Raw genomic sequence first — 24,094 nt, forward strand, 5'->3', positions numbered from 1 at the left:
CTAGCAGGCTGTTGAAAAACGTTATCGAGGCAGCCGAGACAAGGAAATACCCCGAGGGCACAAGAAACAGGCGAAAAGGCGGAGTTTAGTGGGCTAAATGAGCATTTTGAGCCTGTTTTTGACGCGGTATTCGGCAACGCAGATAGATTTCCAACGACCTGCTAAGCGGGTTACACCAGCTCAGCCAGGATATCGCTGAACAGCTGCATGCCTTCGTCGATGATCTCGAACGGAGCCGTCAGTGCAGGCAGGAAGCGAATAACGTTAGCGCGAATACCGCAGGTCAGCAGGATCAGACCCCGCTTGGCCGCTTCAGCGGACAGCTTCTTGGTCAGTTCGGCATCGGGCTTGTCGATATTGCCGTCCTGTACCAGTTCCACCGCGATCATCGCGCCAAGGTGACGTACTTCACCGATACGCTGGGGATATTTAGCCTTCAGGGTATTCAGGTGACCTACCATCTGCTCACCGATGGCCACGGCGCGCTGGCACAGCTGCTCTTCTTCGATGACATCCATCACCGCCAGAGCGGCAGCACAGCCAATGGGAGAGCCGGCATAGGTACCGCCCAGACCACCGGGGTTGGCCGCATCCATGATCTCTGCTTTACCGACCACGGCAGACAGCGGGAAGCCACCGGCAATCCCTTTGGCCATGGTCATGATGTCTGCTTCGATGCCTGCGTACTCGATGGCAAACATCTTGCCGGTACGGGCAAAGCCGCTCTGGATTTCGTCACAGATCAGCATGACGCCGTGCTCGCTGCACAGCTTGCGCAGAGACTGCAGGAAGCTGACCGGGGCGCGGTAGAAACCCCCTTCACCCTGCACCGGCTCAATGATGATGGCTGCCACACGACCTGGCTCCACGTCGGTCTTGAAGCGCATCTGCAGGGCGTGCAGTGCCTCTTCCTCGCTGACACCGTGCAGCGCGTTAGGGTAAGGCAGGCGGTAGATTTCGTTCGGGAAAGGACCGAAACCGGCTTTGTAGGGCACCACTTTACCGGTCAGGCCCATGGTCATGTTGGTACGGCCATGGAAGCCACCGTCGAAGGCGATGATGGCACTGCGGCCAGTGTAGGCGCGGGCAATCTTCACCGCGTTTTCTACGGCTTCTGCACCGGTGCTGACAAACATGGCTTTCTTGGGGGTGCTGCCGGGGGCGATCCTGACCAGCTTCTCGGCCAGTTCAACGGCTTCGCGATAGGGGGTTACGGTCATGCAGGTGTGTGTCACCTTGTCCAGCTGGGCCTTGACCGCAGCAATGACCTTGGGGTGACAGTGGCCGGTGTTGACCACGGCAATACCGGCACCAAAGTCGATGTAGCGTTTGCCGTCGGCATCCCACAACTCGGCATTGAGGGCGCGCTCGACGTAGATGGGAGCCATATTACCCATACCACGGGCAATCACGGCATCTTTGCGTTGTTGCAGGTCTGAATTGGACATTTACTTGACTCCGCGCTTCAGCACGCCCTGTCGGCGACTGCTGTCAGTGTTGGCGTTCTGCGCTGGCAGCGGGATGGCCGCTGCCAGCGTGGGTTTGATTAAGTTAAGTCGGTTTTATTGTCTGTAGCAATCAGGCAGGTTAAATGCCACCCATGCACAGATATTTGATTTCCATAAAGTCTTCGATGCCGTATTTCGAGCCTTCACGGCCAAGACCGGACTCCTTGACGCCGCCGAAGGGTGCCACTTCGTTGGAAATCCCCCCTTCGTTGATACCTACCATGCCATATTCCAGCCCTTCGCCCACCCGCCAGATGCGGCCGATGTCGCGGCTGTAGAAATAGGCGGCCAGACCAAAAGGCGTGTCATTGGCAATACGGACAGCTTCTTCTTCAGTGGAGAAGCGCACCAGCGGTGCTACCGGGCCGAAGATTTCTTCCTGACAGATACTCATGTCAGCCGTCGCGTTGACCACCAGCGTTGGCTGGTAGAAGCCTGCACCGGCCGCATGACGCTGGCCGCCGGTGATGACTTCGGCACCGGCTGCGCGGGCTTCATTGACCAGCCGCTCAACCTTGTCGATGGCTTTGCTGTTGATCAGCGGACCAGTAGTGACACCGGCTTCGGTGCCGTTGCCCACCTGCAGTTTTTCCACAGCGATTTTCAGTTTGGCGACGAACGCATCGTACACGCTGTCCTGCACCAGAATACGGTTGGCACAGACACAGGTCTGGCCTGCGTTGCGGAATTTCGACAGCATCAGACCGCTGACAGCGGCATCCAGATCAGCATCATCGAAGACGATGAAAGGCGCGTTACCACCGAGTTCCAGGCCCAGTTTTTTGACGGTGTCGGCGCACTGGCGCATCAGAATCTTGCCCACCGGGGTCGAGCCGGTGAAGGTCAGTTTGCGCACCCGGCTGTCTTCACACATGACGTTGCCGACCTCGGCTGCGCGGTTGCTGAGGATCAGGTGCAGCGCATCACGAGGTACCCCGGCCTGATAGGCCAGATTGGCCAGAGCGATGGCCGACAGTGGCGTTTCTTCCGAGGGCTTGATCACCACGGTGCAGCCTGCGGCCAGTGCCGGCGCTACCTTGCGGGTGATCATGGCATTGGGGAAGTTCCAGGGCGTAATGGCGGCAACCACGCCAATGCTCTGGCGGATGGTCAGCAGGCGGCGGTCGCCCTGTGGTGACGGAATCACATCACCGTAAGTCCGTTTGGCTTCTTCGGCGAACCAGTCGATAAAGGACGCGCCGTACAGCACTTCCCCTTTGGCTTCTGCCAGTGGCTTACCCTGTTCCAGGGTCATCAGCAGGGCCAGATCATCGGCATGCTGGTTGATCAGGTTGAACCACTGACGCAGGATCACTGAACGGGCCTTGGCCGTCAGTTTCTGCCAGGCGGGCAGTGCCGCACTGGCCAGGTCAATGGCGTGACGGGTATCTTCTGCGCTATGGTTAGCCAGCTGCGCCAGCACATCACCGTTGGCCGGATTGGTTACCACAAAGCTGTCGTGCTGATCACCGCTGACCCAGTGGTTGCCTTCAGACTGGCACACTGGCGCGAGCAGATAATTCAGGTCAGCGATGTAGGCGGGCTGTGAAGATGACATCTGGATTCTCCGTAAGCGGCGAGCAGTAACTGCACTGGATGGCAGGTGTTAGCTGCGATGCACATCATCTTAGAGTCTGGTATAAAGTTTTATAAATAACGAAGATTAAATATTTACTTTGAAGAACATAAAACAAACACAGGGTTCCGTGCCCTCTTCAAGTGCATCGCCCACCAACCCCATGGCCGAACTCGGGCAGGTCGGTGATTACGAAATTCGTCTGCTGAAAGTCTTCAAGACCGTGGTCGAGTGTGGTGGTTTCTCGGCTGCCGAGGCAGTACTGAACGTCAGCCGTTCGACCATCAGTGTGCATATGTCGAATCTGGAACAGCGGCTGAAACTGACACTGTGCAGCCGCGGGCGTTCCGGTTTCGCCCTGACCGAAGACGGTATCATCATCTATGACGCCGTGCGCCGGCTGTTCTCACAGATGGAAGACTTCCGTTCGACCGTCAATGCCCTGCACGTACAGGTCAGCGGCGAGCTGAATCTGGTGGCCAGCGATACCATCAGTCTGGATGATCGCAGTCATTTCCCCGAGGTGCTGGGCGAGTTCAGCCAGCGGGCACCGGATGTCTACATCAACTTCGAGACGGCGCCGATGAATGAGATCGAGCGGCGCATCCTCAATGAAGAGGCCGATGTCGGCTTTATTCCCTATCACCGTGAGCTGGACGGCCTGTTGTATCAGCCCATCTATGAAGAAACCTGTTATCTGTACTGCAGCAATACCCATCCGCTGTTTCATGAGCCCGATCACAATGAGGTGCGGGTGCAGCTGGAGCAGCAGAAGCTGGTGCATGCCGGGATTCAGACCAACCCGGATGTGACGGTACAGTTGCGTGGGCTGACCAAGGCCGCATCGGCGTATTACTACGAAACCCGCACCGCCATGGTGCTGTCTGGCGCCTATATCGGCTTTCTGCCGGAACAGTACGTCGGCCACTGGGTCAAGGAAGGGCGCCTGAAGCCACTGCTGCCGGATGAACGCATGTACAAGCTGGGGATCGCCGCCATCACCCGTCAGTATGGGCGCCTTAACAAGCCACGCGATGTCTTTATGGAGTTGCTGGTGCGCCGCGGCCAGCGCTGAGAACACCTTCCGGGAATGCCAGCATGTCTGAAGTGAAAGCCTATCGGGCTGCCACTCCGACCATCCGGAGCGGAAAACAGCCAAAATCCGAACCTGATCAAATCAATCTGCATCAGATTGCGCTAATGTACGCATAACTGATCTATGGCGGCCCAACCTCTGTGAAACCTTCCGACAGTCTCTCCGAACCCGAGTTTCAGCGGCCTGTAGCGCTGCTGCGATATTTCAGCCGTTATGCGCGCAGCGACAACGCCGTGGCCACCCTGCTGGGGCTGGTGCAGGTGGCGATGACTATCACCCTGGCCTACTGCGTCGCCAGCATGCTCGATGGCGCGGTATTTCAGGCCGAACGCAGCTATCCGCAAAGCAGTGACTGGCTGCTGCTGACGGCGGCACTGGTGCTGCGCATTGCCGCAGGTTACGGCCAGACGCTGGTGGGTAACCGTGCCAGTCTGAAGATGCGTCAGGCCTTGCGCCGTTATGCGCTGCAGCGTTGCTTTGCACTCAATGTGCGGCTGTTCCCGCAGTTCAACAGTGCCGAGCTGAGCAATCTGATTGCCACCGAAATCGACAAGCAGCGTGGCTACTTCGCTGACTACATTCCGCTGCAGCGGCTGGCGGTGCTGATGCCGCTAGCGATCCTGCTGGCCGCCAGTATGGTCAACTGGGTAGTGGCGCTGATCTTCGCCTTCACCGCACCGCTGGTGGTGGTGTTCATGATCCTGGCAGGCTGGAAAGCCAGTGACGCCAGCCGTGACAACCTGCAGCAACTCAATCGTCTGGGCCATCTGCTGGCCGACCGCCTGAAAAATCTGCAGTGCCTGCAGCTGGCACAGAGTACCGAGCAGGAGGCCGACCGCCTGTTCGAACAGTCGGAGAACTACCGCAAATCCACCATGGAAGTGCTGCGGGTGGCTTTTCTGTCGGGCACGGTGCTGGAGTTTTTCAGCGCCATCAGCGTGGCGCTGGTGGCGGTGTATCTCGGTCTGTATTTCCTCGGCAAGTATGACGTGGGCAGCTGGGGCACACTGGGGCTGTACGAAGGGGTATTTCTGCTGATGCTGGCACCGGAGTTCTACCTGCCGCTGCGCCGTATGGGCACGCTCTATCACATGCGCTCCGACGCGACCTCCATGGCTGAACAGCTGATCAGGCTGGATCAGCTGGCGCGCACCGCTGCCCGTGCGGATCAGCAGCTGGCGATACCGTCGCTGCAGCGGCTGGAAGTGGATCAGTTGCGCAGCGGCAGTGCCGACAAGCCGGTCCACAACCCGGTCAGTTTCACCCTGTTGCCCGGCCAGAAGCTGCTGTTGAAAGGGCCATCCGGTGCGGGCAAGACCACCCTGCTGGATACTCTGGCAGGCTTGCGCCCGCGCTATCAGGGAGAAATCAGCATCAATGGCCTGACGCTGGATATCTTCCAGCAGCAGGGCTGGTTTGCGCAGATCGGTTATCTGTCGCAAAAGCCCGAGCTGCTGTTTGCCAGTATTCGCGACAACCTCACGCTGGGGCGGCAGTACAGCGATGCACAGCTGCAGGCGGCCTTGCATGAGGCCCGCATCGACGATGTGGTCAATGCCCTGCCCGGTGGTCTGGACTATGTCATCAGCGATAGTGGCGGCTACCTGTCGGGCGGGCAGGCACAGCGTATTGCGCTGGCGCGGGTGTTCCTGCACCGGCCACGTCTGTTACTGCTGGATGAGCCTACCGCCAACCTTGATCAGGACACGGCGATGGCCTTCATGGAGCGGCTGCAGAGTTATACCCGCAGTGGTGCGATGCTGATCATGGCCAGCCATCGGCCAGCGGATCAGCAGTTCTTTGACGTCGAAATCATTCTCAGCGGAGAGCACTGATGACGCCCTTGCAAAAGCACTACTTTGGTCTTCTCTGGCAGCACAAGGGCATGGCGCTGCTGGGAGTACTGCTGGCGGTGATCACTGCCGTTGCCGGGATCGCCCTGCTGGCGGTGTCCGGCTGGTTTATCAGCGCAGCGGCACTGGCCGGGCTGACGGCGGTGTCGGCTATTGAATTCAACTTCCTCACTCCGGGGGCCATGGTGCGGGGCTTCTCCATTACCCGCACCCTGGGGCGCTACGGTGAACGCTACACCAGTCACGAGGCGACCTTCCGGGTGATTTCCCGGCTGCGTGCCGACCTGTTCCGCTTTCTCGCGCGCCGCCACTGGCACGAGGTGCAGATGAACCGCCACGAGTCGGCCAGCCGACTGCTGCAGGACATCCAGCATATCGAATCCATCTACGTGTCGGCGTTGCTGCCTGCCGTGGTGGTGCTGGCTACGGTGCTGGGGCTGGTGCTCAGTCTGGCACTGCTACTGCCGCAGGCCCTGCCATGGGCGCTGCCATTGCTGGTGCTGGCCGTGGTGGTAATGCCCTGGCTGTACACCCGGCAGGTGCTGCAGCCACAAAACCAGTTACATCAGCTGCGGGTAGCGCAATGGCAGTTTGCCAGCTCACTGCTCAGCAGCATGCGCACCCTGAGCCTGCATCAGCAGCTGGAGCACAGTGGCGAGCAGCTGGCACAGCAGGCCAGTGCGGGGGACCAGCAGGAGATCACCACCGTCAACCGTCAGCAGTTCAGTATGCTGCTGGCGCAGATCTTCCTGGCGCTGCTGGCAGTCGTGGTGTTCTGGCAAGCCTTTGTGGCTTATCAGCAGGGCATACTGGCCGGTGCCGAGGTGTTCATGTGGCTGTTGCTGACCCTGGGCTGTGGCGAAGTGCTGATCGGTGCATGCCCGATACTGGCGTCACTGCGGCTGGGTCTGGCCGCGTTGCTGCGGCTGGAGGCACTGCAACCGGCGCAGGCCAGCCCTGAGCCGCGCCAGTTGACCGAAGGGGCAGGGCTGATCCGGCTGCAGCAGCTCAGCTATGGCTACCCCTCGCAGCCGCATCCTGTTTTCCAGCAGGTGGATGTGAGCTTCGCCGCACCCGGCTGGTACTGGGTCTGCGGTGCCAGCGGTAGCGGTAAAAGTACCCTGATCGCTCTGCTTGCCGGGCAGTTACAGGCCAGCAGCGGCACCGTGCAGATTCGCTCTGCCAGCGCTCGTCCGCCCGCGTTGATGCCACAGCGCATCGACATCCTGCGGGCCAGCCTGCGCGACAACCTGTGCCTGCATCATGACCACAGCGATGAGGCCATCATGGCCGTGCTGCATCTGGTCGAGCTGGACTACTGGACGCAGTCGCTGCCGCAGGGGCTGGATACCTGGCTGGGGGATGGAGAATGGCAGCCCTCCGGCGGTGAAGCCAAACGTATCGGGCTGGCGCGGCTGCTGTTGCAGGATGCTGACATCATGCTGCTGGATGAGCCTGCCGCAGGGATGGATACCGCGCTGGCCGAGCGCATTTTTGCGCGTCTGGCGCAGCGCTGGGCAGGCAAGCTGGTGATCGCCAACACCCATGACCGGCAGCTGATGCGTAGCGGACAACAGCTGGTGGAGGTCGGGCGCAGCGCGTTTACCTGCAAAACCGTGCGCTGACGGCCACGAATAGGCGTACAGGTTATTTCCACCAAAGTAGTAGGTAGTAAATCTGGCTGGAATTGTAAAAAAGGCCAGTGAATCCCACCTGTTTTTTGACTCTGTAACAGTGATCAGCGCTAGCCAGACGGCTGGCCTGATCACTATCTGAACACAGACGCCACGGGCATTGCAGCCCTGGGCTAGCCACTGCGCTGTCCTATAAATGCGCAATTCCTGAGCATTTCTGTCGTCTTATTGCGCATCGTATTGGTGCATGTCGTTGCTTAAAGGTTTATGTCGTTTAACTTAAACATGGAATGTTTCATATTTATCCACGCTTTTGCCTCATGCAGACTCCCGCCCCAGGTTGTTGAACGCCACGCCCTGCTCAAGGCGTCAGTAGCCCATCGCAATGCACTAAATAAAAAACAAGCGGCCGCTACGCAGCGGCATAGCAATGCAGTTAAAACTTTGGGGATTCTGATTTATGAAAGCTTTCTGGCAAAAAACGCGCAAAACACTGATCGCCTCCGTGCTGACCGTGACTGCAGGGGTAACCTCGCTGCAGGCCATGGCGGAGCAGACTTACAACTGGCGCTTCAGCAACCTCTACTCCCGTGGCACTGCCTACGGTGAGGTCTACGAGAACTTCGCCAAGAACATCGAAACCATGTCCAACGGCCGCATCAAGATCCAGATGCTGTACGCAGGTGAAGGCGTGGGTGAGAGCGGTGTACTGGGTGCAGTGAAATCTGGTCTGGTGCAGATGGGCGCGATTTTCCAGCCCTCTCATGCCGGTGAAATTCCCTTCGGCGTAGTGGAAATCGGCCTGCCCGGTACCACCGCTGATGCCACCAAACTGAGCGCCCTGTTCCATGAACAAGGCTGGGAACCCGTACTGCAGAAGGCCTACAACCAGCAGGGCGTAGAGTGGGTTGAAGCCTACTTCCAGCCTGCGGTGTATGTGATCACCAAGAAGCCCGTCAACTCGGTTGAAGACTTCAAGGGTATGAAAATTCGTGCTCCCGGTGCTTACGGCAAGTTCTTCCGTGAGCTGGGCGCCTCTCCTGTTGCCCTGTCATGGAACGAGATCTACACCTCGCTGGCCACAGGCGTTATCGACGGTGCCGTCGGTTCCAACCTGATCGACCACCGCGATGGCAACCACGTTGAAGTGGCCAAGTACATGTACCGTCTGCCCGTAGCCGGTGCTCAGGCCATGCCGATCATCGTCAACAAGAAAGTCTGGGACAGCCTGCCGGCTGATCTGCAGGCCATCGTCAAAACAGCCGGTGCCCGTCACGCAGAAGAGCAGCTGGACAAGTCCTCTGTATGGGTGAACAAGGCCGTCAGCGAAATGGAAGCCAAAGGTCTGCAGTGGAGCCCCGAGCCTTCTGATGCTGACAAGGCTGCCTGGCACGCCGCTGCCGAGAAGGTCTGGGCTGAATACGCTCAGGGCGACAAGGTCAGTGCTGAGCTGATCAAGATCATGGAAGGCACCGACGCGGCCAAATAAGCCGCGCCACACACCGCCCTTCACCAAGGTGAAGGGCGTTTCGCCGTTGTACCGATGACTGTCTGCACCCGATTCCGTTGTTCTTCGTCTGTCCGCCTCCGCAGTGGCAGGTCAGACAAAACGGCGGGTCGTGGTGCCGTCCGTCATTGGCACAGGACGGCACTGTTAAAACTCCGAAACCCTGTCAAACGTGCTGCCTGTACTCACGAACGCTGCGGCGTGAACGTGTTTCGGACGTGGTTAGTTGCCGATGGAGCCTACCCGCCATGCTGTATTCCTTGCTTCGTAACTGGTGTCTGGGGGTGGAAGCCCTGGTGGTCTGGGTTGGCCGCCTGACTTCCCTGGCCGTCCCTCTGCTGGCCTTTGTTGTGGCCTTCGAGGTGGTTGCCCGTTATATCTTCAACCATCCCACTATCTGGGCTTATGACGTCTCGCTGTTTATCTTCGGTTATATCGGTGCCCTCTGCGGTGCCTTTGCCCAGCAGCGCAAAGCCCATATCAACGTCGATATTCTCTACCTGAGCGTATCGCAGCGCTGGAAGAACCTGTTCAACCTGCTGTCCTACCTGCTGGGCGGTTTCTTTCTGGTCATCATCTTCCAGCTGGCCTTTGGCAAGGCGGAAGAAGCCATCGAATTCGACTACCGCCGCCAGAGTGAATGGGCACCCTCGATGATCCACTTCTGGATCATGATCGACGTGGCCTCGGCACTGTTCCTGTTGCAGCTGAGCGCCGACTTTCTGCAGAACCTGTGGCAGCTGTTCACCGGCAAGCCACTGCTCGACAAGTACGAACTGGACGACGCAGCTGATGCGGCCAGTGAAGGAGGTAAGGGCGCATGATCAGTATCGGACTCCTTACCGGTATTCTGTTTGCCTGTATTCTGGCGGCATTCGCCATGGGCGCCCAGGTGGGCCTGGCGCTGGGCGGGATTGCCATGCTGGTGGGTTATTTCACCTGGGGCGATGCCGTTTTCAACGTGGTACCGACCACCATTGAAGACAACCTGTTCAGCTTTATCCTGCTGTCGATCCCGCTGTACATCTACATGGGCCAGCTGCTGACCCGTTCCGGTATCGGCGAGGCCATGTTCAATGCCAGCCAGATGCTGATCGGTCGGGTGCGCGGTTCGCTGGCCATCAGCGTCATCATCGTCTGCTCGCTGATCGGTGCCATGGTGGGCATCATCGGTGCCGGCATCATGACTTCCGGCAGTATAGCCCTGAAGCCGATGCTGGATCGTGGTTACGACAAGCGCCTGGCGCTGGGGGTGATCATGGCCGGGGGTGGCCTCGGCATCCTGATTCCGCCCAGCGTGCCGATGATCATGTTCAGCGCGGTGACGCAGAACTCCGTTGGCCGTCTGTTTATTGCGGCGATTGTGCCTGCCATTCTGGCCATCGTGCTGTTCATCACCTACATCGTTATTTCCTGCAAGCTGGACCCCAAGCGGGCGCCGCTGGATGCCGAGCCTGAGCAGCCACTGACCGGGCTGGAACGCTTCAAGACCATCCGTGATGGCGGTCTGGCCCTGCTGCTGATCGTGCTGGTGCTTGGTTCCATCATGGGCGGTATCGCCACGCCGACCGAATCCGGTGCCATTGGTGTTGTCGGTGCCCTGATCCTGGCCGGTATCTACAAGCGCTTCAAACTCACCACCCTGCGTCTGGCCGGTGTGGAAACCGCTCTGCTGGTCGCGGTGGCCATGTGGATCATCATGGGCGCGTCGGTGTTCAGTAACTTCCATCTGCTGATGGGCGTGCAGAGTCTGGTGGCGCAGTTCACCGCTGATCTGGGGTTGCCGCCCTGGGGTGTGATTCTGCTGATGCAGGGCGTCATGCTGTTGCTGGGCTTTATCATCGATGAGTTCATCATCGTGCTGATGTGCGCACCGATCTTCACACCCATCGCCGTCAGCCTGGGCTATGACCCGATCTGGTTCGGCATCCTGATGATTCTCAACATCGAGATTGCCATTCAGACACCACCCTACGGCTTTGCCCTGTTCTACCTCAAGGGGATCGCTCCTCCCGGCGTGACCATGATGGATATTTACCGCTCCATCACCCCGTTTGTGCTGATCAAGCTGCTGGTACTGATCATCTGTATCGTCTTCCCTGATCTGGTGCTGTGGTTGCCGAACAAGCTGATGGGAGCGGGTTAGTTGGACGCTGACACCCTGCTGTGAACGTGAAACTGTTCTGTGAGCAGCTTCACGACCTGCTGTGCACTGGCCTGTTTCCGCTCGCGAACGGGCCGGATATTCAAGGAGAAGGACATGTACAAACATATTCTGCTGCCATTGGATCTGGACAATCAGGATGCCCTGCCACGGGTATTTGATACGGCGCTGCGCCTGCTCAATGCTGACGGCAAGGTCAGCCTGATCAGCGTCAACTCGGTGACCGTGCATCCGGCGATGATGTCTTACGTCAGTGATGAAAAGCTGGAAGAAATTCGCCAGCAGATGAAGGCCACCCTGCGTGAGCTGCAACAGCAGTATCTGCAGGAAAGCCAGCGTGGCCACACTCTGGTGCGGGAAGGGGTGGTGTATGACACCGTCCTGTATGAAGCGCGCAAACGTGATGTGGATCTGATCGTGCTGCCCGCCTCTCGCCCCGGTGCGGTCACCTATCTGATCGGCTCGAACGCTTCCAAGATTGTCCGTCATTCGGCCTGTTCGGTGATGGTGCTGCGGTAAGCGCGTCTTAACGACCTGTTAAGGTTCCGGGCGCCGCTTCCTGACCACCGCAGGTGGTTATTCCCAGGCGCTGATTGCAGGCGTGGTGCCTTCCCATGCCTTTTCTCCTTTTCTCCTTTTTTCTTTGGCCCGTCGGCCACTGACTCCCGCTGTCAGCTGTTCTCACGGGTATGCACTGATACCGGCGTCAGGGTAGCGATGGCTTCTGCTGCAATGCGACCGAAATGCTGGACCAGGTATTTCACCGCCGTCATGGCTTCCTGTGAATATCTGAAGGCTGCTGTAAACACTCTAAGGTCGCTCTGGTCGTCGTCGTTGGTCTGCTTCTGTCTGCCACCGCAACAAGGGCTTACTATAACAACACGGGTTTACACCGCAGCAAGGGTTTACACCGCAGTGCCAGCCGGTTAGCGTCTGCTGCAGTAAATGAAAGTGACTGTCAGCCTGAGTACCGCTATGACTCCCGTTGCCCTCAAACCCTATATTCAGCGTTTTGCTCTGGCCTATGTGATTGCCTCAACGGCCGTGGGCTTTATGGTGACCTTCCTGCATATCGGCTCCAGTGCCTCGGCGCTGGCCATGCTGCTGGCGTCCTATGTGGTGACCTATCTGTTCGTGAAGAAGGAGAAGCGTGCGCCCACCGTGGCTGAGCGCTGGCGTCTGATCCTTGGGTCACTGACCAGCCTGTGGCTGATCACCCTTGCCGGGTTATGGATTATGTTTACCTTTGAGCCTGCCAGTGGCCCCTTGCATCAGCATCTGGCTACCTTGCCGCTGAAAGGCATGGTGGTGGTGTTTGTGCTGGTCAGTGTGATTTCGGTGTTCCTGCTCAATCTGTCCTATGGCTGGTTCGCCCGCTCCATGAGCCGGTACTTTTATCCAGAGAAGTAGTATCCAGAGAAGATGTAGTGCTGAACGATGTGATTACTAGAGTGGCCTTGACTGCTATGGCTATTCTCTTGCAGGGGCCGGTCGTACAGTGCTAAACGAACGTGTCATCATCGCTGTTCAACGCACTGCGGTTCACTGTGCTTATCTCCCCCAACGCCTGCACCCGGTTTGAGTCGGGCTATTCTCTGTGGTGATGGGGGAGTAACAGCAGCTGCTTGATCTGATCCGGCAGCTTGTCCGGAATAAATCAACCGTACTGCGTGGATATTGCTCAGGACATAGCTCCTGCTGGAGCGCTATACCGGCATTTTGGCGCCGACCACTTCGTAGTGGCGGACAAAGGTGTCGGGCTCCAGCTCATAGGCTTCGTCTTCCGGGTACAGACGCGCGGTTTCAATATCCTCGCCGGCAAAGCCGGTGACGGACTGCAGATCTTCCCAGAAGGTAATCAACGTGACTTCAGCGGCCTGCTCAAGCTCACGGGTGAAAATCTGGGCGCCACGGAAGCCGGGAGTCATGGCGGTATCCTTGACACCGGTCTGGTACAGATAGTCGATAAAACCCTTCAGGTGATGAGCCGGACAACGGGCTTTCCACTCTCTGGCAATCATTTCTTTTCCTCAGGTACTACTGCTGGGTGATTCATAGCAGGTCGTTGAAAATCTATCTGCGTTGCCGAATACCGCGTCAAAAACAGGCTCAAAATGCTCATTTAGTTCACTAAACTCCGCTTTTGCGCCTGTTTTTTCCTTGTCTCGACTGCCTCGATAACGTTTTTCAACAGCCTGCTAGGGGGCCATAAAGGCTGGCACAGATACTAATGTGTTGCGGCGCGGAAATGAATGTCCTGACTGTACTGAATGACTGTTAATTGCACCTTCTGGCGGTTACCACACTGTCCTTTGGGACAGTTCTGGCGAGAGGAGTGACAGGGCACACTGCTGTACAGACAACCGTGGGTGACAGATACGGATGTTATGCGAATAAAGGTGTGATTTAAGGAATTGGCGAAAGAAATGGATTTTAATAATGGCGCACTAGATGTTTATCAAGAAAGCAGACCAACGTCTGAAATGAAAACCAGGGCCATTACTGGTCTTCATCATTTAGTTTTGTTGAACATTTAGCTATTAGGTCAGGTCGCACTATCCTGCCACTTTAAACAGAGCCTGCTGATTTATTGCAGCGGTTCTTGATTAAATGAGGAAAAAATAAATGCGACACGCTGTGAAAACAGAATTGGCAACGGATACCCCCCTGCTGGCAATCACTGCTGAAGGACTGGCTGACAGTCGTATCAAAGACGGGCGCATGCGTATTGATGCCCATTATCTTAAGCAATTGCGGCGCTATCGTGGCCTGAGTCAGGAGCGTCTGGCCGATGGCTGTATTGATGCCGGGCACTACGTATCGTTGTCGTCGATCAAGCGTGCCGAAGCGGGGAAATGCATTCTCTATCGTACCGCGGGCAATCTGGCTCGTTACTTCAACATCAGCGTCGAGTCGCTGATGGGCAAGGACGACTGAAGTTCGTGCTTTCTGGCAGGTCAGTCTGTTGATCCCCTTCCACTGCTTTCCTGTCAGATGACCACCCCGCAGGCGATAACCTGCGGGGTGGTAGCGTTGAGCCGACGCGTTTAATGTCCCTGCGGGACGAGCCTGAATCAGGCCGATACGCTGATGAACGGATCCCAGTTGAAGTAACCGATCACCTGACCGTTGGCGTTATTCACCAGCTGGAAGGACAGGGTGTACTGGATCTTGTTCTGTGGCTCGATCACTGTGCCCTGCGCCACATAGGTGTAGTTATGGTAGAGCTGCACCGGGCCGGTAGGATCAGAGCCGGAAGGCAGATACAGACTGGTGTGCATATTGAAATAGGTCAGGGGCGTGATGCTCTGCGCTGGGTTGAAGTTGCCAGCATAGAGGAAGGCTGTGTAGTCGGCGTTGTTGTCGAAGGTGGTCATGGTCCAGCGGATGGTATCACCGGAGTTGGCTTTGACATCCAGCTCTGAGCCGCCCTGATCGTTCGCCAGAAAGCTGTTCTGGGTGATCATCGCGATATACAGATCGGAAGACTGCCAGGCGCCCAGATTGGTCGGGCTGCTCTGGCTGCCGGGCTTCAGTGAGCCGTCCTTGAGTTGCTGAGCCAGATACTCGCCATCGACGGCAATCAGAATGTCGATCATGATTACTTTCCTTCTATGCGGATGATGATGAAACATGATGCGTTACCCTTGTTTAGGGAAATGCAGCGTGACTGAGGACAGCGGGACAAAAGACAGCTAATACAGTTTTTATGGGTATTGCCGTATTGGCCTGCTGTGGAAATAAGCATAGAAGGCCGACTCAGGCTAAACAGCGCCAATATGGATTCAGTAACGGGTCGTATTGGATTGGTTGTCCTGGGGATAGGGATTTTTATATTTTTCATGGAAAATATTATTCGTCTTACAGACAGGGTTTACATTTATTAACCTGAGGCGGCTGGCGAATTGGGCGAATGACAAAAAAACAACAGACATTTATAAGTGGCTCTTTACTATGAATACCCAGTTCTGAATCGAATCAGTTTGAATATGGGTACTACGGCGTTGACAGTACCCGTTGTGGTCTGGCCGTACGGAAGGGAGTCTTGTGTGATGGAATCTGCCCAGTTGGCGTATCAGGACGCCATGTCATTACTGGATATCAGCGTGGCCAGTCTGGCCGTGCGCAGCGAGGAGGACTTCCAGTCGCTGCTGCAGCAGGTCAAGAAGCTGCTGCCCTGTGTGCGGCTGACCTATCTGCAACTGGCGAGAGAAGCCCAGGGGATTTACCCGCTGCTGTTGCAGGGCCTCAACCTCAAGGCGGAAGAAACCGCCAGCCTGCTGCGTCCCGATTATCTGCAATCTAACAAGGAAGTCGGTTTTGTGCTGGCCCAGCGCTGCCCGATCTGGCTGGAATACCGCGACCCCCAGTGCGAATACTCGGTACTGGGGCAGGATAATCTGATTGGTCATCTGAACGGCCAGACGCTGCACAATTGCAGCATCCTCAATGTCGATATTAGCCAGCATCAGCGAGAAGAGCACTTCCGTCTGATTCTGTCTTATCTGTTGCCCCACTTGCATGAGGCGGGGCGCCGGGTGGCAGCGCACAGTGACGACGGAGTGGAGAAAGTGGTGTTTTCCCAGCGCGAGGCCGAAGTGCTGCGCTGGCTGCACGAAGGCAAATCCAGCTGGGAAATCGGGGTGATTCTGGGGATCAGCGAGCGCACGGTGAAGTTTCATGTCGCCAACATGTGCCGTCGTCTGAATGTCTGTAATCGCATGCATCTGGTTTCCAAAGCCATGCATATGAAGATTTTGCACTGATCTTCGGGGATGTACTCACGATCTGCTGCGCGCAGGCCTGCGCTGGCGAGATCGTGAGTACCTTCTTCAAACTAATCTGATGTTCACTCATTCTGAGGTTCAGTCGCTCTGAGCTTCAGTCATTCTGAAGCCACCTGCCATCGCCCGATCAGAAGCTTGCTCGGGGCATGACGGCAGGTGCCTCCCGCTGCTACCAGTAATAGCTGCCCTTGATATAGACCCGGTTCTGGTTGCGATAGCCTGAAAACAGCGCCTGATCCCCCCAGAACAGGTCGCTGCCGACCGCCACCTTGACATCACCGCCAAGACGATAGCTGGCCTGCACCTCATTGAGGCCACTGTGACCGGCCAGATCGACAATGGCCAGATTACTCAGCACCAGATCATCGTTATGCAGACGCTTCTCGCCATACAGCGACAGCATGCGCTGCTTGCTCTGCCAGTCCGGTTTTGACAGGCCATCGCCCCACAAGGCCTGCAGGCTGAGGCTGTAGCTGGCGCCGTTGTAGTCCAGTGCGAGCAGGGCCTTGGCCAGATCCCCGAGATGCAGCACGCCATCGCTGTCGGCCACGGCCTCGTTGAGATACAGCCCGGCATCACCGCGCACGACCCAGGCATCGATGGCGCGGCTGAAAGAGCTGCCGATGACCTGCCGCCGTGCGTAGCGTTCATGCAGACCCTGACTGTCGAGTTGCAACAGCGGGTCCGGGTTCCAGCCGTAGTAGCCGTACAGACTGACGTCGATGGCATCGCCGCTGTAACTGCCACGCCAGCCGAAGCTGTGATCACGCAGGGCATGACCGGGTTCGCGCACGTCGGCCTGATCGCGCAGCTGCTGGAAAGCGTGGATACCGGTAGAGGCAAAGTCGCTACCATCGGCAGGCAGCGTGGTGGCGGCAAAATCAGGGATCCACAGCCATTGCTGGGTCCAGCGCTCACCGCTCCATTCGATGTTGGCCATCCACAGGGAGTGACGGGCCTGATTGAATTCCTCGACGTAGCTCAGCAGGTAATCGCTGAGATCCTGCGGGTTGACCACATCCAGCACGCGAAAGTAATCGGCCTCACCCCAGGTCACCTGTTGTTTACCAAGGGTCCAGCTCCAGCTGTCACTACCATCACGCCAGTACAGTTCATGCAGCCAGAGATCATCACTCAGCTCATGGGCATCGGTACCGGCAAAGCGGGCCTGACGGTAATAGGGGTCGATATAGCCGCGGCCCACGGCAGTCCAGCTGGCCCCGGAGTCCAGCTGCTGACCCAGACTGAACTTCAGTTTGAGTTTTTGTTGTGCCCAGCCACGTTCGGCTTCCGGCAGGCGGTAGTCGAGGCGGCTGGACAGCTCGCCGCTCCAGTCCAGCGGCGCAGCCTGTGCCGCGTTGACCGGTAGCCACAGGGTGGTGGCCAGCAGCAGGGCTGATGCCGCAGTGCGCGGCATCAGGGTGAAGATGTACTGCATAGAGGGCTCATTTCACTGCCAGGGCTGCGGTGCTGCAAAAGTTCAGGATCAGTACGTGGCAACCACACAGAACGGCAGGGTGGCACCAGCTGACTGAAAGAGGAGGGTTGCAGCACCGCAGCAGAGAGGATTACCAGCGTTTGCCAAGCTGCTGACGGTTGAACAGACGATCATTGACGGCCACGTCGTAGCTGATGTTCTTCACGTACATCCGCGTGCTCTGGCCGCTCTGCAGGTTGTCCATGCGCTGCTGGGTAATAGTCCAGATGTGCTGAATCTGCTCGACCTTTTCCACTTCCATGCGTTTCAGCAGGCGCCCCTGCTCATCATAGAAGTCGGTGGCGACAATCAGCTGATACTGCGGGTCTACCCACAGCACCTTGCGGCTGTAGCCGGTTTTCTCCAGTACGGAGTCCTGTTTGGCGGTGGCTTCCAGTTCGATGACCGGGCGGTCGTGCCACATCACCTTTCCTTTGCTCTGGTAGCTGAAGTCTTCCGGGCGCAGCCATTCCAGATCGGCGTAGATAAACTCCGACCCAATAAAACGCCCCTGCTTGTTGCGCGCGGCCAGTTGCTTGGCTTTGCGCAGAGCGGGCAGGTACAGATAGATGCTGTCGTCGTCTGAGCTTTTCTCAGCATCGCTCTGGAACAGCAGGCTGGTGCCCGCCACATCCTTGGGTTCACTGATATACATCAGGGTGTCGCGGCTCTGGCCTTTGTCCTGCTCCAGATAGCGTACCTGCCGGGTGTCGCGCAGTTGCTGGCCCTGCCACAGTTCAAGAGTGATATCGGCCTGACGGCTGTTGCCATCGGCGCGCCATTTGACGGCCTCCATCAGCTTTTCCGGCGTCAGGCTGGCCATCTCGCTGGTGTTGGCGGGCGCTTCTGCCGCCTGCAGCGTCGCCGCAGACAGCAGACCCGTCAGCAGCAGTGAGCCCAGTCGGGCGTAGCGAGTAGTAAGGCGGTGTTCAGGTGAAGCTAAAAAAGAAAACAACATGGGCATTCCTTGTCTCAGGGAAAGTGCGGTCCCCGGCTGCTATGGCCGCCGGGGAGGGCGGCTCATTCCGGCAGTTCGCTCGGATAACCATTGATGCGCAGCGGGATCACACCGGGCAGGTCAGCGACCTGCGGCGCCGGTGGCTTGCGGCCGAACAGCACACATAACGGCAGTACCAGAAAGGTGAACAGGGCCGACAGTAGCATGGTGGAGCTGACCAGCCAGCCCAGATTGATCAGTGCCTGATGGCTGGAGAAGGTCAGCACCAGAAAGCCGCAGCCCAGCACCAGGGTATTGAACAGGATGGGGGCGAACTGCTGGCGGATGGCATCGGCCACGGCTTCGCGGTTGCTGCCGGGGTGCTGGCGGCAGTGGTTGAGGAAGTAGATGGCATAGTCGACGCCAATACCGATGGCGATGGGCGCCACGATGGCGGTACCGACATCCAGATACAGCCCGCTCCAGCCGAGCAGGGCAAAGTTGCCCGCGACGACGCCGACCAGCGGAATCACACCGATCAGGGCATACCGCACGGAGCGGAACAGGGCCAGCAATAACGCCGTCACCACCGCAAACGACAGCAGCAGACTGGTGATCTGGGTATAGATGATCTCGTCGCGGGTGGCGATCAGTACTTCACCAAAGCCTGCCGGAATAATCTCCACCTCAGGCAGTTGCTGGTGAATCACCGGCGTGATGCGCTGGACGATATCGGCCATGGCCGAGGTCTGGTCGGTTTTAACGAAGACGATGATGCGTGCCAGCTGATAGCTGCTGTCCACCACGTTGAAAATCTCGTTACCGTTGCTGTTCTCATAGAGGAACAGGTACTGGGCATAGAGATCATTGCTGGCGGCGGGCAGGTGATATTGCTGCGGATCGTCACCATGCATCGCCTTGTTCATCAGCTTCATGAAGTTCGGCAGCGCATAGACCGCACCGACTCTGGGGTGGTTCAGCAGTTGCTGCTGCACCTGTTCCAGCCCTGCCACATGCTGGCTTTGTTTGAAGTAGCCGGGCTGCGGCGCACGCAGCACGAACTCCAGGGTGGCGGCACCGCCGAAGTCACGTTTGAATTCGCTGTTGTCCTGATAGACCCGGCTGTGGGAGGAGAAATAGCCGATCATCTCGTTATCGATCTGCAAACGCTGGATACCCAGACCACAGAGGATCAGCACGGCGACCACGCCGATGCTGAGGGCGCGGGTATGACGAGTGACCAGCTGCTGAGTCAGGCCGATCAGTCGTTGCATCAGTGCTGAAGGGCGGGCCTGTTCAGCCTGTCTGGCCGCAGGCAGCCACAGATACAGGCCGGGGAGCAGGGTCAGGGTGATGATAAAGGCGTAGGCCACACCGAGGGCGACAAAGGCTCCGAACTGGGCGATAAAGTGAATTGGTGTCCAGCACAGTGACAGAAAGCCGCCAATGGTGGTCAGGCTGGTCAGCAGCATGGGCACGGTCAGGTGGTTCAGCACCTTGCCCAGTCGCTGAGCTTTCACGGTCTGGCGGTCTAGACCGGCATCCGCGGTGCTCCCGCTACTGTGACGATAAGCCGCTATAAAGTGCACGCTGTCGGATACGCCAATGGCAATCAGGAACACCGGCAGCATGGTGCTGACGATATTCTGCTGGTAGCCCAGCAGCACCATGCTGCCCAACGTCCAGATCACGCTGAGGAAGGCCACGCCAATAGGGATAAACACGCTGCGCGGCGAGCGGAACAGCAGCCCCAGCACCACCATCACCACCAGCAGAATCAGCGGGAAGAAGCGATTGCTGTCCTGCTCCATGGTGGCGGAAGTCTGGGCAAAGATAGCCGGCGGGCCGCCGATGGCGTAGTGATCACGCAGCTGCAACTGCTCGATCAGGGCCGCGGTGGCATCGTACATACGGCGCATGGCCGGAGCATCGTCCTGCGGGATCGACAGTTCCACCAGCGTATTCACCGCCTGCGGCGAGCGGGAAATCATCACATCCCGCAGCAGGCCATTGGCCTGAGCCTCGGCGGCCAGTTTACTGCGCCCGGCCTCATCGGCGGGGACACGGAACATCAGCGGATGGATATCCAGCTCATCGCCATTGGCGGTGATGCTTTCAATGCGTACCAGCGAACGCACCTTGGTGACCGGGTGAATACGGGTTTGCATTTCCTGCAGCCAGCGCTGGTCAGCCTTGTCCAGCACACCGACTTGCTGCAAACGCTGCTGCAGGGTGCGGATCTGATCGATCTGTCGTGGCTGCAGCGGGCTGGCAAACTCCAGACCGTTGCGATCATGGGCTGGCAGGCGCTGCACCAGTTGCTGCAGGCGGCTGACATCGGTGGTGTCGGTCAGGGTCAGCTGCTCCAGCGCCAGGGTCAGTTTATGCAGGTCTTCCAGACTGTCAGCGTTGTAAATGCTCGCCTGCTCGGTACGGGTGGCGATCATCAGGTTCTCGCCGCTGCCGCTGAAGTGGCTTTTCAGAAACTGATCAGCCTGACGGCTGGGGTGGCTCTGATCGAGGAAGTAGGGGGTGGCATTGGTCTGCAGACCGCTGGCCACATAAGCAAAGCCCAGGGTGATCAACAGCACCAGGGCGATCAGCAGTTTGTAACGACGCTCCAGCAGGCGGAGGTAGCCTTGTATCAGCTGCATGGCAGGCTTCCTTGTCGGTGGTCCGACGGTGGTCGGTGACCCACGGTGGTGGATGGTTCAACGGCAGCCGGGGGGCAACCGTACAGCGCGAGACTATGGCTGGCGCATGGCAGACCGGCGGGCGGCACGATGGCTACTCTACTGAACGGCGTACCGAGTTCGATACGTGCATCCCACAGCGTCTGGTAGTGCGCCATCCATTCCTGTGCGAGGGCGGATGGACGACTGAACAGCATCATCATGGCCAGCTCACTGTTAATGCTGTGCAGCTGGAAGTAAGAGTCACTGCACACCGGTGCGCAGCCGAGCTTGCTGAACAGTCGCTCGGTTTTCAGTCGCAGGGTGGCTGACACCACAAAGCGTCGTGGCTGGCTGTGCTGGTGATAGAGCATCCACAGGCCATGCATCACCTTGACGACGGTGGCGGCCAGCCGCTGCTGGCGGATTGCCGGACACAGGGTAAAGGCACTGTCGTAACCGACGCCGCCCTGCTGGCCGTACTGCTGCACAAACTGCTGCACGGCTGCCACGGCCGAGGGGCTGCCGGACTGGCTGAGCAGCGTCACCGGCGGAAAGGCTAGCTCATGCTGCACACAGGCATCATGATCGACGATACGGGCACAGGCCACGGCCTCGCCATTGCACAGCAACAGCAGGTGGGAGGCGAAGTGATCGTAGATATCGACCGGAATGTAGCGATGGCCGTGCTCGTGGAAGTAACCCTGAATACGCAGGGCCAGCAGCTTGCCAAAATAGTCCCTGACTTCCTTGCTGCGTTCGCCATAGCTTGGCTGGTGCAGCAGCACCAATTGAAATCTGTCCATGACCTTGCTGCCTGCCCGACTAGAGTACGTGAAGATCGCGCCGGTTGGCCCAGTGCTGGCGATAGTGCTTGAGGGTATGTTCATCACTGCGGCTGCCGAGCAGCTCCCAGATGTCCAGATAGACCGTCTCCGGCAGCGGCTCGTCAGCCAGGGACTTGAGGATGACGCCCAGTGCCAGCACGCCAAACAGATTGGCCGTCATCGCCAGCTGGGAAATGAAGTCCTTCTCATTGCGGGCGTGGCGCTCCAGTTCTTCAAAGATCTCCAGCGGCATCTGCTCGGTGCCAATCAGCTTGATACAGCACTGCAGCGGGTGCAGGGAGACGATATCCAGCGGGGTCAGACGGCCTTTCATCACCTGCTCGCTGTCCTGCCGGTAGTCATGCACCACGATCAGCTGCGCAGCGGCCATGTCATAGCCGGTGACCAGCAGCTTGCGATGCTCCTTGGCGTGGGCATGCAGCAGGTATTTAGCCTGCAGGCCGTCACGGGTGGTGACATCGACCCCATCAACAATCAGGTCGGTCTCACGCACCAGCTGTTCGACATTGTGCGCCTGAATGCCTTCGTCATGGACGGTGACCTGTACACCCGGGTGAATAAAACGTACCCGTGCGGCGTGCACCGAGGCCTTGTTGCGGCCGACGTGAGCAATGCCCATGGACTGGCGGTTGATATTGCTGACTTCGTAGGTGCCGTTCTCGGCCAGCACCAGATGACGGGCACCAGTGCGTACCAGCGGCTCGATAATGCTGCCTCCGGTGGAACCGCAACCGGCGACCAGAATCTTGCTCTGCCCAAGCCGTTGCTGGACATCGGAGGCAATGAAATCCCTGTTGCGCAGGGTACTGAGGTATTCAATCTGATCCAGGCCCAGTGACATAAAAGTCTCCCTTGAGTGCTTGCCACAGCAACTTTTTGCAGGCGGCAAACGTTAGGGATCAGCAGGCGTGGTCACAACTGTCCTATCGGACAGGTGCGGCTCGGACAGGTGCAGCAGGGGCGGGTCAGTGGCGGGAGGGGAAGAAGCGGGAGAAGGTGGCGGCAGCCCCGCTGTTGCAGATCGCAGGGTGATGGCTGCCGCCGATGGAAGGACGCTTCTGTCAGAGCAGGGCGCCAAGACCGCCCCACAGCAGTTTGACCCCCAGCACTCCAAGCAGCACATACAGACTGATGTAGAACCAGCGGTCAGGCAGGTGATGATGAGCCCAGACGCCGGCCTGAATGCCGAGCAGACCAATGGGGATCAGTGCCGCCGAGGTACTGAGATTGCCGACACTGAGCTGGCCGAGCCAGGCATAGGGGATCAGCTTGATCATGTTGGTAACGGCAAACAGCAGCGCCGTAGTGGCCTGATACGTGGTCTTGTCCAGCTGGCGGGGCAGCAGATAGACGTTGGCGGGCGGCCCACCGGCATGGGCGACAAAGCTGGTGAAGCCGGTCAGTGACCCCCACAGTATGCCCTTGCGGACGTTGTAGAGCTGACGCTCAGCCCCGATCCGGTGCCACTGTTTCCACGCCCAGTTGAGGGTAAAGCCAAGTGACAGCACCCCCAGCAACACGCGTACTGCATCCTCGTTGAGCCAGCGGAAGGTAAAGGTGCCAATGGTAATGCCGAGCATGCCGGACAGGATCAGTAAACGTGCCTCGCGTACCTCCCAGCGCCCGCGATAGGCCCAGATATTCAGCCAGTCCATGATGCAGAGAATGGGCAGCATGATGGCGGCTGCCTGCACCGGGTTGATGGCCACCGCCATGATCGGTACGGCGACGACTCCCAGCCCGCCGCCGAAGCCGCCTTTGGAGATACCGTCGATAAAGATCGCCGGAATGGCGACGGCCCAGAATAGCGGGTCACTGATCATGACTGCAGACATCTCTGACTGACGTGAGCGAGGCACGGGCAGGATGCCGTGCCGTGGTTGTATATCGCAGTGTGCTCCCGAGAGCACATTGCTTCAAATACGAAAGCAGTTTTTGCAGAAAACGAAGAATGGCAGCCGAACAGAGGGAGGGCAGACAAGCGGGTGACGCAAGCAGAGGACCAGTGACGACGGGCTGATACGCCTGACTCCCC

Annotated in this window: 20 protein-coding genes; 10 read left to right on the forward strand and 10 right to left on the reverse strand. The window is 58.3% G+C overall.

The window, feature by feature from the left end; all coding sequences use genetic code 11:
* Positions 1-170: 170 nt before the first annotated feature.
* Positions 171-1,448 carry a 4-aminobutyrate--2-oxoglutarate transaminase gene (gene gabT / locus WH50_RS05960; protein ID WP_110186501.1) on the reverse strand — a complete coding sequence of 426 codons (1,278 nt, stop codon included), beginning with the start codon at positions 1,446-1,448 and terminating at the stop codon, positions 171-173.
* 139 nt (positions 1,449-1,587) lie between these two features.
* Positions 1,588-3,066, reverse strand: a complete 1,479-nt coding sequence (locus tag WH50_RS05965) for an NAD-dependent succinate-semialdehyde dehydrogenase (protein ID WP_110186502.1) — start codon at positions 3,064-3,066, stop codon at positions 1,588-1,590.
* Positions 3,067-3,214: 148 nt separating this feature from the next.
* On the opposite strand from WH50_RS05965, the gene WH50_RS05970 reads away from it, so the two are divergent.
* The 8 genes from WH50_RS05970 (at position 3,215) to WH50_RS06005 (ending at position 12,748) form a co-directional block, all read left to right on the forward strand.
* A complete protein-coding gene (locus WH50_RS05970) occupies positions 3,215-4,159 on the forward strand; it encodes a LysR family transcriptional regulator (protein WP_243410012.1) in 945 nt (314 codons plus the stop codon).
* Between the two features lie 161 nt (positions 4,160-4,320).
* The gene (gene cydD / locus WH50_RS05975; protein ID WP_110186504.1) at positions 4,321-6,015 is read left to right on the forward strand and encodes a thiol reductant ABC exporter subunit CydD; all 1,695 of its coding nucleotides are present in this window, start codon (positions 4,321-4,323) and stop codon (positions 6,013-6,015) included.
* The gene (locus WH50_RS05980) at positions 6,015-7,658 is read left to right on the forward strand and encodes an amino acid ABC transporter ATP-binding/permease protein (protein WP_110186505.1); all 1,644 of its coding nucleotides are present in this window, start codon (positions 6,015-6,017) and stop codon (positions 7,656-7,658) included. The genes cydD and WH50_RS05980 overlap by 1 nt, the downstream gene beginning before the upstream one ends.
* A gap of 469 nt (positions 7,659-8,127) precedes the next feature.
* Positions 8,128-9,156 (forward strand): TRAP transporter substrate-binding protein, encoded by a 1,029-nt coding sequence (locus WH50_RS05985; RefSeq protein ID WP_104153693.1) that lies wholly within the window; start codon positions 8,128-8,130, stop codon positions 9,154-9,156.
* A gap of 266 nt (positions 9,157-9,422) precedes the next feature.
* Entirely contained in the window at positions 9,423-9,998 is a 576-nt protein-coding gene (locus tag WH50_RS05990) for a TRAP transporter small permease subunit (protein WP_104153694.1), read from the forward strand.
* Positions 9,995-11,320: a TRAP transporter large permease gene (locus WH50_RS05995; RefSeq protein ID WP_207780200.1), complete on the forward strand. Its 1,326-nt coding sequence runs from the start codon at positions 9,995-9,997 to the stop codon at positions 11,318-11,320. Before WH50_RS05990 ends, WH50_RS05995 begins: the two co-directional genes overlap by 4 nt.
* 114 nt (positions 11,321-11,434) lie before the next feature.
* Positions 11,435-11,857: a universal stress protein gene (locus tag WH50_RS06000; protein WP_110186506.1), complete on the forward strand. Its 423-nt coding sequence runs from the start codon at positions 11,435-11,437 to the stop codon at positions 11,855-11,857.
* A gap of 426 nt (positions 11,858-12,283) precedes the next feature.
* Positions 12,284-12,748 (forward strand): ABZJ_00895 family protein, encoded by a 465-nt coding sequence (locus WH50_RS06005; RefSeq protein WP_110186507.1) that lies wholly within the window; start codon positions 12,284-12,286, stop codon positions 12,746-12,748.
* A gap of 296 nt (positions 12,749-13,044) precedes the next feature.
* Here WH50_RS06005 and WH50_RS06010 read toward each other — a convergent pair whose 3' ends face one another.
* On the reverse strand, positions 13,045-13,359 hold the full coding sequence (locus WH50_RS06010; RefSeq protein ID WP_110186508.1) for an antibiotic biosynthesis monooxygenase: 315 nt from the start codon (positions 13,357-13,359) through the stop codon (positions 13,045-13,047).
* Between the two features lie 604 nt (positions 13,360-13,963).
* Between WH50_RS06010 and WH50_RS06015 the strand changes: the two genes are divergently transcribed.
* Complete coding sequence (locus tag WH50_RS06015; RefSeq protein ID WP_110186509.1) at positions 13,964-14,275, forward strand: helix-turn-helix transcriptional regulator; 312 nt, start codon at positions 13,964-13,966, stop codon at positions 14,273-14,275.
* A 137-nt stretch (positions 14,276-14,412) separates the two neighbouring features.
* On the opposite strand, the gene WH50_RS06020 is transcribed toward WH50_RS06015, so the two are convergent.
* Positions 14,413-14,937: an AidA/PixA family protein gene (locus tag WH50_RS06020; RefSeq protein ID WP_165838321.1), complete on the reverse strand. Its 525-nt coding sequence runs from the start codon at positions 14,935-14,937 to the stop codon at positions 14,413-14,415.
* Between the two features lie 453 nt (positions 14,938-15,390).
* Here WH50_RS06020 and WH50_RS06025 point away from each other — a divergent pair, with 453 nt between their 5' ends.
* Positions 15,391-16,104 carry a LuxR family transcriptional regulator gene (locus tag WH50_RS06025; protein ID WP_110186511.1) on the forward strand — a complete coding sequence of 238 codons (714 nt, stop codon included), beginning with the start codon at positions 15,391-15,393 and terminating at the stop codon, positions 16,102-16,104.
* Between the two features lie 190 nt (positions 16,105-16,294).
* Here the strand turns inward: WH50_RS06025 and WH50_RS06030 are convergent, their stop codons facing one another.
* From WH50_RS06030 to WH50_RS06055, 6 genes are all read right to left on the reverse strand, one after another.
* Positions 16,295-17,563 (reverse strand): DUF1302 family protein, encoded by a 1,269-nt coding sequence (locus WH50_RS06030; RefSeq protein WP_110186512.1) that lies wholly within the window; start codon positions 17,561-17,563, stop codon positions 16,295-16,297.
* A 130-nt stretch (positions 17,564-17,693) separates the two neighbouring features.
* Entirely contained in the window at positions 17,694-18,560 is an 867-nt protein-coding gene (locus WH50_RS06035; RefSeq protein ID WP_165838322.1) for an outer membrane lipoprotein-sorting protein, read from the reverse strand.
* Positions 18,561-18,622: 62 nt separating this feature from the next.
* Positions 18,623-21,193 (reverse strand): efflux RND transporter permease subunit, encoded by a 2,571-nt coding sequence (locus WH50_RS06040; RefSeq protein WP_110186514.1) that lies wholly within the window; start codon positions 21,191-21,193, stop codon positions 18,623-18,625.
* A complete protein-coding gene (locus tag WH50_RS06045; RefSeq protein WP_110186515.1) occupies positions 21,184-22,017 on the reverse strand; it encodes a GNAT family N-acetyltransferase in 834 nt (277 codons plus the stop codon). Before WH50_RS06045 ends, WH50_RS06040 begins: the two co-directional genes overlap by 10 nt.
* 19 nt (positions 22,018-22,036) lie before the next feature.
* Positions 22,037-22,900, reverse strand: coding sequence for a HesA/MoeB/ThiF family protein (locus tag WH50_RS06050; protein ID WP_110186516.1), 864 nt, complete (start codon positions 22,898-22,900; stop codon positions 22,037-22,039).
* Between the two features lie 220 nt (positions 22,901-23,120).
* Positions 23,121-23,894, reverse strand: coding sequence for a sulfite exporter TauE/SafE family protein (locus tag WH50_RS06055; protein WP_207780202.1), 774 nt, complete (start codon positions 23,892-23,894; stop codon positions 23,121-23,123).
* Positions 23,895-24,094: the final 200 nt, after the last annotated feature.

The organism is Pokkaliibacter plantistimulans (assembly GCF_003194385.1).
GTDB classification, from domain to species: Bacteria; Pseudomonadota; Gammaproteobacteria; order Pseudomonadales; family Balneatricaceae; genus Pokkaliibacter; species Pokkaliibacter plantistimulans.